Genomic DNA, 13,905 nt, shown 5'->3' with positions numbered 1-13,905 from the left:
GGGCAGAGGGGCAGGGGAGAAAGTACATTCATTCTCCCCTGCACAAGTGCTCCCCTGCACAAGTGCTGGGTCTACACAGCAAAATTGAGTTGGTAAACCACTAGATTCATTACTTCCGACTTGGGACTTCAAACTTCCGACTTCAAGCAAGGACTTTTCCAGTTTTTTAATAAATCTCTTGGAATCGCTGACTACCATCACTTTGTGTCCAGTCATCACAGCTGCACTAATTTTGGCAACTAAGGCAGAGGAATTATCTCCCTCGTACCAGTAAATAGTGCGATCTCCGTTGTTGAACTCATTCTTAATAATGTACGGCTGCTCGTTCTCTGGTCGCATCGCTTTGAAAAACTCAATAGTCGTATCATCCATGTGTGCATCGGCAATCACTACCAGGGGGGCGTTGTAGACGATATACTGTAGTGTTTCCAGGATTAAGGCGCGATGTTCTTTACAGGTTTTGCTCAGTAATAGGTGAGTCAGGTATTGGCAAGCTTCATCAATGAAAATGCAGCCATAAGTTAGGGCTTGGGTATTTAACTTATATAAACTGTCGATGGTGATACTGAGTGCAGTTGCCTGCGCCATGCCTGCATAACCAAGGTCAGAATACATCAAGGTTTTCAGGCGTTCGGCTAGATTTTTGAGCAGATTCACTCGATGCCCGTTGTTGAGAAATCTTTGATCTGGGTGAGCATCACGCCACCAACGCATTAACTCGGTTTTACCAGTACCCATATCGCTGATTAATACTACCAGTCCAGTTCGGGGGAACACAACACGACTTGGTTGTTGCTGTTGCCTCAATTTTTTGAGCTTGTACCTGACTTTGACTCGATGGTCTGGGGGTATTTCAAGGGCTGGCTCTGGCTGATGAAGAAAATCAAAAGGTTCAACTTGTTTTTCGGGCAGCGACACACATATTGTATGAGGTTGTGCGAACGCGGTGTTGTCTTCTACCAAAACCGCATCAGACAAGTACTTTGTATTAACAATTGCATCAGGTTTATACTTTCTCAGTCCCCGGTGCTTGAGTAGAAACAAACTCTGGTAATCTTTCAATGAGTGAGCATCATCAACAATTGCCGTCAGCAATGCGTTAGCATCCTCACCTCTAGCAACTACAAAATCATCAACGCCTTTCTCCGGCCCCGGCAGCAGTGCCACTTCACAAGTACAGCCAACCGCCTCAATCACAATGCCAGTTCTTACAGTTGCTTGATACACCGACCAACGAGTTTTTAGCTTCGTCTCGTAGTCAAACAGAATAATGAATTTGCGCCCCGGTTGTGCCAGTGGTAGTAGATCCGGATGCAGCCTTTCATCGAAATCCTTTTTGCCCACGCGACCATTCCAAATTCCCGGCAGTGCTAGAGCTACAAACCCCAGACTGAGTAAACAGGCCGCCTTCTTCTCGCCTTCGCAAAGTATAACTGGGATTTCTGGATGAGCGATTATCCATTCCCAAAATATCAGTGGAGTCAGCCTATTTTGTAATCGCAGTGCCAGGGGTGAGTGATATCGCTTAATGCTATACCGTAGTGCCACCAAATCCCAAATACAATCGGGCACATCAAAGTAGGTAACACGGTTAGGCGTTTTGGGGGGTGACTCATACTTAACTGACTTACCCTTTTCCCAGTCAATGCGGGGTAGGGAAGGTTTCATCCGTCCCCACTCCATTGGTCGCCAGTTTAGCTGTGGGTCAAGTCCGCTAATCCATAATCCTCCTGCTATTAAATGCAGATAGGCTTTTAAAAAACCGTCTGTAACTCGACCCGCATTTTTTCTGGGGATCGCTTGTGAGATAAACAGATAATCGTAAACTGTTTCTCCTTCGATATGAGAAAAGTTGCGCTCGATCAACTCAGGATGAATGGCGCTGCTCACCGCTAGCTCATGATACTCGGCGGCGGTGAGATTATTGGGGTATTCACAAATGTTAGATGACAACATTTGATCCCCAACACCCAACTCTTGTGGCCATTGGTTATTTGACACAGTAGATACCTCTGATAGCTATGGTTTTCAGCTTCACAGAGGGGTTTTCAATCTAGATTTCAAGAATCAGGAGTCAGAGGAATTAGAGTCCTTCGTAGGCGCGATCGCATCTGCCAAGTCCTTCACCTCATCTTGAAGTGAAAGACTTGTACGGGAAAATAGACCCATAATCAATTCCGACCGCTGGATTCTGAGTTCTGGATTGCTCCTATTCACACTGCTTTATAAAAATTTACATAAATCAAATATAAATTTTTAGCCAAATTGCCAAAAATGGTCGGCAGAAATTAGCTGTACTTCCCCTTTCTCGCTATAATGGCAAAGTAAAGCAGCGTGGTATCTTCTGACAATTTAGTGGAATGCAAGTCGCCAAACTTTAAACCCCACTTTCTTCGTCATCACGAGATCAACCCCGCTCTGGAATTATTGAATTGTCTGAACTTTAAGGCAAAGCGCTACTCCTTAGTAGGTTTTGCCTACGTTTTTATGTGTGCCTTATTTTTCTCCATTTCTGGTTGTACGCGTTGACAAGCTAGATCTTACAGAACTTTGGCTATTTTCGCATCTAGCAAGATTGTGATTGTTGAGTGGTGTTACCTCCGATTTGAAAACTTTTGAGGCTGTTGAGGAGACAGAATTGTTAATTGCTACTTGTTCAGTTCCCCATCTTCTCCATCGATCCCCACTCCAGAAGCTCTGTTGTTTGTTGTGTATCAAAAGGATGTGGGTGCAAAAACTATCTCCGGTTGATAACACCGTGCCAAATACAAAATCTTGAAGAGGCGAAATCAACAGTAGTAGTTCAGCTTCTGGGTCTGACTCAATTACCGCGTTCACCAACTGATTCTGTTTAATTAAGAGTTCTCTGTAATCATTGCTCGTAGCACCAATGATTGCAATTGCGCGATCACATAGTTCGGTACTGCACTCACGATGCCAGAACAAGCTTGTTCGCTGCAATAAAGCCGCTCTTTTTAAAACATTTTGGAAGCGAGTGTCCACAAAAGAGCTAATAAATACTCTTTTCCACTTCTCTAGTGCATCAAGACTCAGCTCTAGAGGCGGTACTCTTACAACCCCCAACAGCCTAACCCCGACACCCTGCTCTATTGGGCATTCTTGATTTATCACGATATTTTTCCCTGATTCTTGGTTTACAAGTTTCAGAGGGGATTTTCACGCTGCTAATCCCTTTTTACTACGAAATTGCTGGTTTTTATTTACAAAACTTGATTTTGCTGAAAATGATGAATTTCGACAGTTAAAAATTGGCACTCAAAATTTACATTGCGTGCTACAAGTTTTATAATGGAATGGCAGCGTGGATTATACTCTGTTGAGCAAATTAAGTGGTCATAACAGTCGGCAAACTTTAACAACCCCTTCTTTTGTTCGTTCGAGATCGACCCCGCTCTAGATTATATGAACTCAAAGTTTAAGAACAAAGCGCTACTCCTGGGTGGCGCTTTATCTTTTGATATTGATACTGCTATATATTCGCCTCCTATACACGCTTTATTCAAACAATAGCTATATATTACAGAAGTTCTAGACTTCTGATATCTGAAATTATCTTCATTTTTTGCTTTAAGTTTCTCCACATTTCTGATTTTGCATAGGTTTAGCTCAAACTGAACTGCGATCTAGACTTTGCTACTGGTACTGCTATATCTGGAATGTAACATTTTAATCTTATATTCTCGATAGACTCTTGGGAAGAGAATTTTTGTTAAAAAATATAAAGAATTATAGGTTTAAAAAGTAAATTATAGGTTTGCTACAAGTAAAAATAAGGTATAAGGTCTGTTACAGTAACTTAACGACACATGGTGGGCATGAGCATAGATAAAGATTTACAAATAGAAAAGGTACTGGAAATTTTGGAGGAGCGAGTGTTTCAGCGTGCCGGAAGGTACTTATCTAAAGCTGAGAAGCTTGTAATTAAAGGGTCTTGGGAAGGTAAAGATTATAAGGAAATAGCATGTAATTCAGGATACAGTGCCTACTACTTGCAGTCAGCAATTGGCCCCTCGTTATGGATAATGCTTTCAGATGTTATTGATGAAGGGGTAAAAGTCAAAAAAACAACTTTGAAAAAAGTTTTGCTTGAAGTAGTAAGGAAAGACTTGCTTAAGCAAGAAGTATCCAAGTTGGATAGCGATGCTCTAGTAGGTAAAACTAGAACTTATGGAGAGTTGCCGGAAATAGCTTCTATTTATGGGCGAAAAGAAGATATTTCTTATTTAAAAAATCAAATTAAACTTTTTAAACAGCGCTGTATATCTATAACTGGTATTGGAGGAATTGGAAAAAGCGTATTAGTAGCACAGTTAATAGAGGAAATACTTATTGAAAATTCAAATGCATATGATTATGTGATTTGGAAGAATGTTGATGTTTGTTCATCTTTAGATGAAATAATTAGAGATATAATTAAAATTTTTAATTTACAATTGGAAAATGAACCTTTGATCAAACAAATTTCTTTGGTAGCAAAACAACTTCGTTTATGCCGCTGTCTTCTAGTAATAGATGGATTTGAAAAACTAGCACAATCTGAAAATTTCGGGAGAAATAAGAAATTAGAATATGAACATTTTTTTATAGAAATTACAAAGGAGCAATATCAGAGTTGTACAATCATAACAAGTCAGTTACCTTTAAAAGAATTTGCTTATTTGATTACAAATTTACCTATTCTATATTTTAAGTTGGAGGGTTTAGAAGTACATGCAGCAATGCAGATGTTGTACGAAAAAGGTTTAAAAGGAGAGGAATGTAAAGAGTTAATTGATATTTATCGCGGTAATCCATCAGAATTAGAGGCAGTTGCTAACAAAATTAACCGATATTTTGCAGGAAGTGTACAAAAATTTATTGAGTGTAGAACTACTGTAATTGGCTCTCGATTTCAATTAATGTTACATTTTCAATTTGGACATCCTGGATTTTTAAGTAAACTTCAAAGGCAAGTATTAATTTATTTAGCAGAGCAACTTAGAGAAGATCCAACTCCAATTAAATTTTCTGAAATCATTAAGTATTTAAAAAAGCAATTAGGAGAATTATCAATTTCTGAGGTAATAGCAGATATGGAGATTTTAGAACAACGCTCATTAGTTGAAACTACTACAAAAGCGAATCAAGAGGAAGTTAGTTACAACTTACAGCCGGTTGTTAAAAAGTATATTTTAATCGACCCTCTTGGTTTTGTACGTGAAGAGCCTGATAAAACCCAAATCAATAATTATATACAGGCGGTTAATACCCGGTGAGTTACTGTATAAATCCTTTTTGTCCTCAAAGATTAAATCCTGACAATGCTGAAAATTGTTTAGCTTGTGGAAATCCTCTGCTTATAAACGGACGTATTCGTTTATTGCGTCCGTTACGCTCTTTAACTGAAGATCCATTAACTTATACAGATATTTTTGAGGTTAAGGATAGTGCTACGACGGAGCAGCGCCCTCAACCTCAGTTAAGAGTAATGAAAGTATTAAAGTGGATTGACGATTCTAAAATAGTTGAATTATTCGATAGAGAATCAAAAATATTACAAATTATAGACCATCCAGGAGTACCTAAATCATATAAGGATGATTATTTCACTGTTAAGCTTAATAATCGTTTAACAATGCACTGCTTGATAATGCAGAGATTTGAAGGAAAAAATTTAGCTGAATGGATAAAATCTTATGGAAGAATTTCCCAAAATCTAGCTTTAGATTGGTTATCACAATTAGTTAATATTCTTGATATCGTACATCGAAATGAATATTTTCATAGAGATATTAAACCAGACAATATTATTCATCAACCTGATGGTAAAATTGCACTAGTTGATTTCGGTGGTGCAAGAGAAATTAGTAGAACATTTTTAGCGAAACTTGGTACTAATGGAGGAACAAGTACAGGAACTAGCATGGGTTATGAAATAACTGCTGTTCGCTCAGCTTATTATTCGCCTTTAGAGCAAATTCATGGACAGGCTGTACCACAGTCAGATTTCTACGCACTAGGTAGAACTTTAGTTCACTTAGTTACTGGTATTTCTTTAAATAAAATTAAAAGTGATGAGAAAACAGGAAGACTGCTTTGGAGAGATAAAGCACGTCACATAGATAAGCCTTTGGCTGATTTGATTGATGATCTAATGGCTCCTTTTCCAGGTCAGCGCCCTCAAAATACTCAAATAATTTTGCAGAGGTTACACAAGCTTCCTTTCCAAAGTAAAATTCAGAGAATAACTAGGTCTAAAACATTTGTAATTAGTGCATTAATTACATCTATAAGTTTAGTATTTTTTATTTTTTTTAGAGTTATTTTACCAGCAATAGCTAATGGTTTGGTTTTTCAAGGAGAGAAGTTAGAAATAGCGAATGATTTTCAAACTTCCAAAAATCTTTTTAATTTAGCTACGAGTATCCATCCTCCGGCTAAATTTACTGTCTCGAAATTTTATTTAGAACAAGCTTCTCGTAATATTAGTAACTTGCGATTGGCTAAAAAATATTATCAATTAGCAATAAAATATAACGAAAGAGATTTGGGTGCTTATAATAGCTTGGCTATAGTTTGCCGACAATTAAGAGAACTGAATTGTGCAATTGACACTTATCAACAAATTTTAAAATTAAAGCCTGATTGGGAAGAATATTATAGGTTAGGCAGTTTCTATGATGATGAAGGAAAAGAAGAACTAGCTCAACAGCAATATCAAATAGCCATTAAACTCAACAATAATGCAGTAGTTGCAATTAATAATTTATCTCGGTTAAAAAATCTAAAAGAAGATTATAACCAAGCTGCTCAACTGGCGCTGGAGGGGTTAAGGAAAACTAAAGATCCCAAAATACAAGCTACCTTATACAAGAATTTAGGTTGGGCAAGATTGATGCAAAGAAAGTATACTGAGGCAGAAAAATATCTACAAAAAGCAATTGATTTAGACAATGAAAGAATAGATGCTGTCTGTTTGCTATCTCAAACGCAAGAGGCATTAGGCAAAATCAATGAAACTAAACTTTGGTGGGAAGTTTGTATGATTGCTAAATCCAATATACCAGAGGTTTATATTTGGAGGCAGCAGTTAGTAGACCGCCTGATTAATAATTCAAAATCTACTAATTAATTCAAGAGATTTTTGAGCATTAATTTTTAACTAATAGCTGTAGATAAAATTCGATGCAGGGCTTACTCAATCTGACTATGAAAAAAATTTTCAAAACTGGATTTACGCTCGTTATATCAGCTTTGCTTTTTTCAAGCTCTAACAGTGCATTAAGCCAGTCCTATGAAAGAGTAAAACATGTATGCACTAAGAAAATTGGTCGAGTTTATATGGGAGATCGCTATCTAAAGGCAGGAAGCCAGCTTTGTCTAGGAGATCGCATTAACCCAGTTAATGGAAAGACGGTGAAAGCTTTGTGTTACTTGAATGGAGAATTTCTATATTTTAAGCAGAAAACCATTTTTGATAACTCTATATGTGCAATACCACAAAATATCGTAGAGCTATGCACAGGAATTAATCCAAGTAGATGTTACATCTCTAAAGGCCCTGGTGATGATAAAGATGTACCAACCTTAATTAGTCCCTATGGTAGTTCAATGTTGAGTACTAGACCTGTAATTTCTTGGTATGGCGTTTCTAGAGCTACTAGTTACACAGTAATTGTTAGCGGTTACGAGTTTTACTGGGAAATAACAGTAGATAAAACCATTACTACACTGCCTTATCCAAAAGAACAAAACCAATTGCAGTTTGGCAATACCTATAAATTTACAGTTCTTGCAAACGTCGGGGATACTCCTATTAGTTCTTCCGAACCTTTAGTAGTTAGTGTTTTGCCTCAAAAAGAGCAAGATGTTATTTTACAAAAGATGAAACAGGTTAATGAATTAGCCTTACCTCCGGATGAAGCTGCAATTTGGGATAAGGATGCTGTATATATGTCCAGAAGCCTTTTAAATGAAACGATTGAGACATTAAAAGCAACAGAAGCAGAGGGAAGCCGAAATCCTACTCTTTACCGAGTACTAGCAGATCGGTATTTAGAAGCATGGTTGCCAAAAGAGGCACTTCGTGAATATACTTTAGCAGCGCAACTGGCAAAAAGTACCAATAACTTAGACGAACTAGCTCGTATAGAAGAAGGACTAAAAATAATAAGTTTTTATAACCAGCCGCCAACTAGTACGAACCCAGCCCAAAAATAAGGGTGAGTGTATTTAGAATTAGATGACAAACTCAATTGCGCCTGACGTAGTGCCTCTGCTTTAGTCAAACCATTTTTCAACTCTTTGTAGAATTCTTGCATAAGCATAGCTGTAGATCCCTCATCTACTAACCATAAGCTGGCAATTACACTCTGTGCGCCAGCTTGTGCTGCCACTCCAGCAATTCCCAAAGTTGAACGCTTATTACCTTTGGCTGTTTGACAGGCACTTAAAACTAATAACTCGATTGCATTTTCATGAGACTGAACTTTACTTTTAAGTAAGCTATCAAACTCTAATATATTAATTGCTTTATCATAAGCTAAAAATACAGTTTTATCAGAGTTAGAACTAAATTGCCCATGAGTACTGATATGAACAATTGGAAAATCATTTTTAGTTAGTTCTTTTTGAAACTCTAAACTTGTAAAATTTTCGTTCAATAATACGGTTGAGGAAGTAGTTTCTTTTTTGACATCTGCAACTTCTACTACTACTCCTGATAGTGGTTTCAAACCTTTTGGAGCATTTTTATCATTAAAGCTAGGGCTTTCTTTACTAAGCCCAGCGATTAAAGCTGTGAATTGGTTTTTAGATAAAGATTTTGGTGACCGAATTTTAGAACCCAATGTTTCTGCAACACTATATTGCTTTATTAAATAATTCTTACCATCATGAAGCAAACCCATTGGCAGGCTTTGAAAAGATGTATCTAAAGCAAACACTATCGTTCCTGATGAGGGTATATGTGTCTTAAGGGGTGCAATCAGTGAGCTATATAGCTTTTGATAAGAGGAAATAATTAATGATTTGTTAAGAGAAAATAATTTAGGTGATTGTAAGATGTCTAACAAATTATTAACATGGGTTCTGATCGATTTAGCATCAACCGAGTTACGAACGATATAATGATTAGAAGATTGAGCAATTACTTCTATGCGATCGCCTAAATCAATAATATGAATTATTGCAGTTGTGTTAGGCAAGCTTTGAAGCTTATTTAAAGCTACAACATCGAGTTTACCACATTTCAAAAAATTTTCTAGTTCTGCTATTTGCAGTTGTTCGTTCGTCTGAATTACTAACTCTAGATTTGGGTTAGGTGATGAGAGCAGTAATCGCATATATTCACGATAAACAGGTTCTACTTTCTCATAAAATGAAAACTGTAAATCTGCATTACTTGCTAAGAGATTATCGCGAACTTGCGTCAGATTATTAATTGCAGCACTGTAAGCTTTAAGAGCTTTGTCATACTTTCCTTGTTTGTAGTACTCTAAACCCAATTCGTGCTGCCATTCATAAGCTATATCCAATGCCTGAATTGATTGAGCCAAAGCCATCGCTTGTTCGAGATAATAGAGCGATCTCTCGTGTTGTTTTTCTAATTTGCCCAGTGTGCCGAAAGCATTCGACATTAGTCGTTGGTTCTTAGTACTTTTTGCCATTTGTAAAGCTGATTCTGCATATTGGAGGGCTACTGAATGTAATTGCTCATCTGAAATTTGATTGAGGCTATTGGCAAAGTTTAGCTTGCTGTAAATAGATTGACTAGCAGGTAATTCAGAGAATGCAGGAGCATTTTCCAGTATATTATTTACTGAAGGCTGAATCTGTTGATTGATTTGAGTTTGAATTCCAGCTAACTGTGTATTGCCTGAATTTGATTCTGCCATTAACCACTTTTGAAAGTCTAACAGTAAGCTCAAACGCTGTAGTTGCGCTTGTAGTCTGATTGCGGTTGGTGCGGTTGGAATATTAATCAATGACTGGTAATCATTGAGCAATTTGAGTGCTTGTTTTTGAATAAAATTAAAAGTTTCTTTTTGAAAAACTGGTTCTTCTATCCAACTATATTTATCCCGTGCCTGTTGATAAAGAGATTTTCCAGTATTATTGAGCGATAGCAAAATTGCACTAATATCAAAATTATCCAATTGTTGAGCAATTGATAACGTTTTTCTTAAAACTAATTCTGATTGAGATAATTTACCTAACTGGCGCAATACATTGCCTAAGTTTTGTAATCCTAGTAGGTGTACGGGTATGGGGTTCAACTTGTTAATTTCTGCATCAAGTAGTCTTTTCGTAGAATTAGCAGGCTCAAGAAGCGAGGTGGCACAGATTTCAGTATCGAATTTCAAAGCTTTGACAACTATCTTGCAAGCTCTCAGATGTAAACCCATAGCTTGTAGAGCTACGTTCTGATTGATTAACGTTCCTGTGATTCCCTCTGTATCTTTGAGATGTTCATAAAGTTTTGTAGCTTGCTGCCAAGTCTCAAAAGCTTCTGCTGTTTGACCGAGATCTAGCTGCCTTTGACCCTTGTGGTTGAGTACTTCAGCTTGGCGCTGTTGGGCTTGTTTACTTACTTGCTCAGCTAGAATCATACATGGCTGGCTTATGGCTATTGTTAACGCTAGAATGCCTAGTAAGAGGTATTTGAAAAAATATCGAAAACGAATCATTGCTATTGCTAGTAAAAGTTTAAGAACAAAGAGCCGTAGATTAATTGCGATCGCTCTTACATGTATGCCGTGTCGATCTCAATTCCTCCTGATTTCTGTAACAGATGATACTTTTGCTGTAGAGGGTTGCTCCTGACATTTAGAAGCAGACACTTGGGTGTAGGGGTTTGGTGGATTGGCTTGTGCGGTCAAGACTACATCTCCATTAGCATTCAATATCCAACCTTGGGCTTCTACAATTTCTATGGGTTCTTTAGTTGTTAATGGCTTTGATTGTTCAGAATTATCAATAGGCCCAAGCCCAACAGAATTTCTCTGCCAAGTAGAACTGTTGTCTAGCTGGTTGTCAGAACTAGCTGCTAGCCCCCCAGTACCGCTATTGACAAATGTACTCGCGACTCTACCAGAAAGACCCTGACACACTGATGCAATCTGTGGAGCTTCTGGGATGACCTGTGGTTGTGCTTTGGTAAGGCTAGGATTTCTGTTTTGGAAGTTGACCTGCACCGTGCCGTTAATACCTCGTTGAGAACTGGCTGTAATCTGCGTATTGGGGGAAATAAATAGCCCTTTTGTATTGATGCGAATGTTACCGCCACGCCCTTGGTATGCGTTTGCTCTGATGGCGCTGTTGTTTGAGGAGGTCAGGATGTCTGTGTTGATATGGATGTTGCCGCCGTTGCCGTTATTGTTTGCAGATGCTGTGATAGAACTGTTATTACTCAATTGCAAATACTTCACATTCAAAAGAATATTGCCACCTTCACCAGAAAAAGTTGATGCAGTGATCGCACTTTTATTGTCTAAAAAGATAGAGTTAGCATTGATTGTGAGCATCCCAGCATTGCTTGTACCCTCATTGGTGACACTAATTTGTCCACCATTTATTATCCCCAATTTATTAGTATTAATTTTTACCTGTCCTGGAGAGCCATTCGGCACTGAAGGAGCGCCGAAAAGTATCTGAGCATTTCCACCTGCCTTGGTAGCAAATGAGCTTACTAAACCACCGCTGATCTCTATACTAGGAGCATTGACAGTAACTATTCCAGCAGAACCGCTTGCTAGGGTCGAAGAATCAACCATTGCCATATTCCCTACTATCAACCTTGGCGTATTGATTGTTAAATCGCCAGCATTTCCTACGCTGGCAGTTGAAGAAGATAAATAGCTGGGGACAAAAGCTGAGGCAGAATTAACCAAATTTGCAGAATTAATTAATTTGATAAAATTAGTTGCATTCACAATGACATTTCCTCCAAACCCATTTCCACGAGTTTGAGATGTTATTAGTCCTCCGTCCTCAGCCAGTAACTGCCCTGTAGAAACTGTAATATCTCCTGCTTTTCCAGAATTTAACGTGCTATTGGTGATGGCACTTGTAATGAAAGGATTAGAAGGTAAAAACCCAAGCAATTGTATAGATTCGCTGACATTCACGTTTACATTACCTCCGTTAGCGCCACTATAAGTTCTAGTACCCATACCTGCTCCTCCCTGAATAACTAAATGCTTGGTGAAAACATTTATGTTTCCACCAGTACCGGAACTTAGCGATTCAGTTCGCAAGAAAGTAACAAATTTTTTATCAATCGAGGCTCCGCTCAATTTCAGTAATTCAATGGCATTGAAGTTAATGCTACCCGAAGATTGAGAGCCTAAATTTTGATTTAAAACCACTGAACCATCACTCAAAGAGATTAGCTTTCCCTGTAAAGTAATAGAACCGCTACTATCCAGTAAAGACTTTTGAGATATATTAATATCTTTAAAAGAAGATACTCCTTCATAACTCATAGTCAAATTTTGAGTAATTGGGGTGAAGCTAACTAAACCTGAATTAACAGCGCCTAACTCAATTCGTCCTTTTCTTGCTGTTAAAGTAGCACCATTTAAAGTAACATTTCCACTTATTAACGCTAAGGTTTTGCCTGATTGTACCTCTAGTCCAGTTGAGTCATTATTTCTAATATAAGGTGAGGTTATTGTACTTTGAGCAATTAATCCTTCACTTGTTCCGTGGACTTGAATTTCACCTAAACCGCTCCCGAAGTATAAACCAATAGGTACACTAATAGTCAATAGCGGTTTTGCTTGGTTACTATTTGTTATGAACTCAAAACCATCAGCAAACTTAACAGCATTAGCAGTACTTGCTAAAAAGGAGCCACCAATATCCAAACGTGCATTTTTTTCAAAGATAATTCCATTAGGATTGAGCAAAAAAAAGTTGGCTATGCCGTTAGCTTTGAGTAACCCATCTATGCTGGAAACTGATGAGCCTGTTACACGAGCAAAAATATTTAGAATATTTTGGGTGTTGTTGAATAAAACTGTACTTTTTGTAGGGATAGAAAACTGTTCAAAGCTATGAAACAAGTTGCTATTCTTGATAGTACCTCCATCAATTATCCTGGTATCATTCTGTTGTCTAACAATAGAATTAATAGGCAAAGTTTTATCTGGTACAATTTGTGCAACTGATGAGGATGAGGCTAGGAAGAAGAAAAAAATGCTGCCTTGAATATTCCATAAATTATATTTTTTTATCATACAAATTCCTGTAACTAATGTTATCTGTACCAGGCTTGGAATAGAATAAGTAATCTGCTGCCTAACTATCACTTAGTTGCAGAGGATTTTATAACAATGCTCATACCACTTGATTTGAATTATGGCAATATACCTTTTGGTGATATTCTTGCCATTTTTCATTTGACGAATAGGGAAAACTGGAACTTGCTAAAGATACAAAACTATTTTTTGAAAGTAAAAATATTATAAAAGTTATATCAATACATATTTTAGAGATCTTCCTGGTTTTGTCCTGGAAGTTAAGAGCCAAGTATTTTGATTCATGAGAATACAATGTTAGTAATTCACAAACTTTCACAAACCTAAGTAATAACAAGGCTTTCAGCTTTAAAAAAAGAAAGAAGTTTAACAAAGCTTAACAAAATTACATTGCTCTCGATTCGTCTTAACATAGCCTAACGTTATTGGCTGAAATACCGATTTAGAGGTACTTTTAGTTAAAAAGGTGTTTAGCTCAAAAGAATAATCTTGCAAGGTTGCAAAAAACTTTGCAATTTACTGAATGTCTAATTTTAAAAATTTGATACTTTACAAAAATTATTAGCTAGTTTACTAGTACATTTCTATTTATTTGAGGGTATAGCCTGGAAGCATATTCCCAAGAAATCTATTCCTGTAATAT

The 13,905-nt window shown here is 37.4% G+C and carries 7 protein-coding genes; 3 read left to right on the top strand and 4 right to left on the bottom strand.

The window, feature by feature from the left end; all coding sequences use genetic code 11:
- Together GNE10_RS21885 and GNE10_RS21880 are read right to left on the bottom strand one after the other, a co-directional pair.
- On the bottom strand, window positions 1-1,956 hold a 1,956-nt coding region (locus GNE10_RS21885), incomplete at its 3' end, for a DUF3854 domain-containing protein (protein WP_185566969.1).
- Between the two features lie 540 nt (window positions 1,957-2,496).
- Window positions 2,497-3,132, bottom strand: a complete 636-nt coding sequence (locus GNE10_RS21880; protein ID WP_185566967.1) for a hypothetical protein — start codon at window positions 3,130-3,132, stop codon at window positions 2,497-2,499.
- A gap of 704 nt (window positions 3,133-3,836) precedes the next feature.
- Between GNE10_RS21880 and GNE10_RS21875 the strand changes: the two genes are divergently transcribed.
- The 3 genes from GNE10_RS21875 (at window position 3,837) to GNE10_RS21865 (ending at window position 8,220) form a co-directional block, all read left to right on the top strand.
- Entirely contained in the window at window positions 3,837-5,276 is a 1,440-nt protein-coding gene (locus GNE10_RS21875; RefSeq protein ID WP_185566966.1) for an AAA family ATPase, read from the top strand.
- Window positions 5,273-7,132: a protein kinase domain-containing protein gene (locus GNE10_RS21870; protein ID WP_311774839.1), complete on the top strand. Its 1,860-nt coding sequence runs from the start codon at window positions 5,273-5,275 to the stop codon at window positions 7,130-7,132. Before GNE10_RS21875 ends, GNE10_RS21870 begins: the two co-directional genes overlap by 4 nt.
- 209 nt (window positions 7,133-7,341) lie before the next feature.
- Window positions 7,342-8,220 (top strand): hypothetical protein, encoded by an 879-nt coding sequence (locus GNE10_RS21865; protein WP_185566965.1) that lies wholly within the window; start codon window positions 7,342-7,344, stop codon window positions 8,218-8,220.
- Here the strand turns inward: GNE10_RS21865 and GNE10_RS21860 are convergent.
- Window positions 8,178-10,610 (bottom strand): CHAT domain-containing protein, encoded by a 2,433-nt coding sequence (locus GNE10_RS21860; RefSeq protein ID WP_260446987.1) that lies wholly within the window; start codon window positions 10,608-10,610, stop codon window positions 8,178-8,180. The two genes, GNE10_RS21865 and GNE10_RS21860, sit on opposite strands and share 43 nt — an antisense overlap.
- A 156-nt stretch (window positions 10,611-10,766) precedes the next feature.
- Window positions 10,767-13,241 (bottom strand): filamentous hemagglutinin N-terminal domain-containing protein, encoded by a 2,475-nt coding sequence (locus GNE10_RS21855; RefSeq protein WP_185566963.1) that lies wholly within the window; start codon window positions 13,239-13,241, stop codon window positions 10,767-10,769.
- Between the last annotated feature and the right edge of the window lie 664 nt (window positions 13,242-13,905).

Origin of the sequence: Nostoc sp. 2RC (genome assembly GCF_014222165.1) — a bacterium.
In the GTDB taxonomy this organism is placed as follows: Bacteria; Cyanobacteriota; Cyanobacteriia; order Cyanobacteriales; family Nostocaceae; genus Nostoc; species Nostoc linckia.
This window is presented reverse-complemented; position numbering and strand designations above follow the sequence as displayed.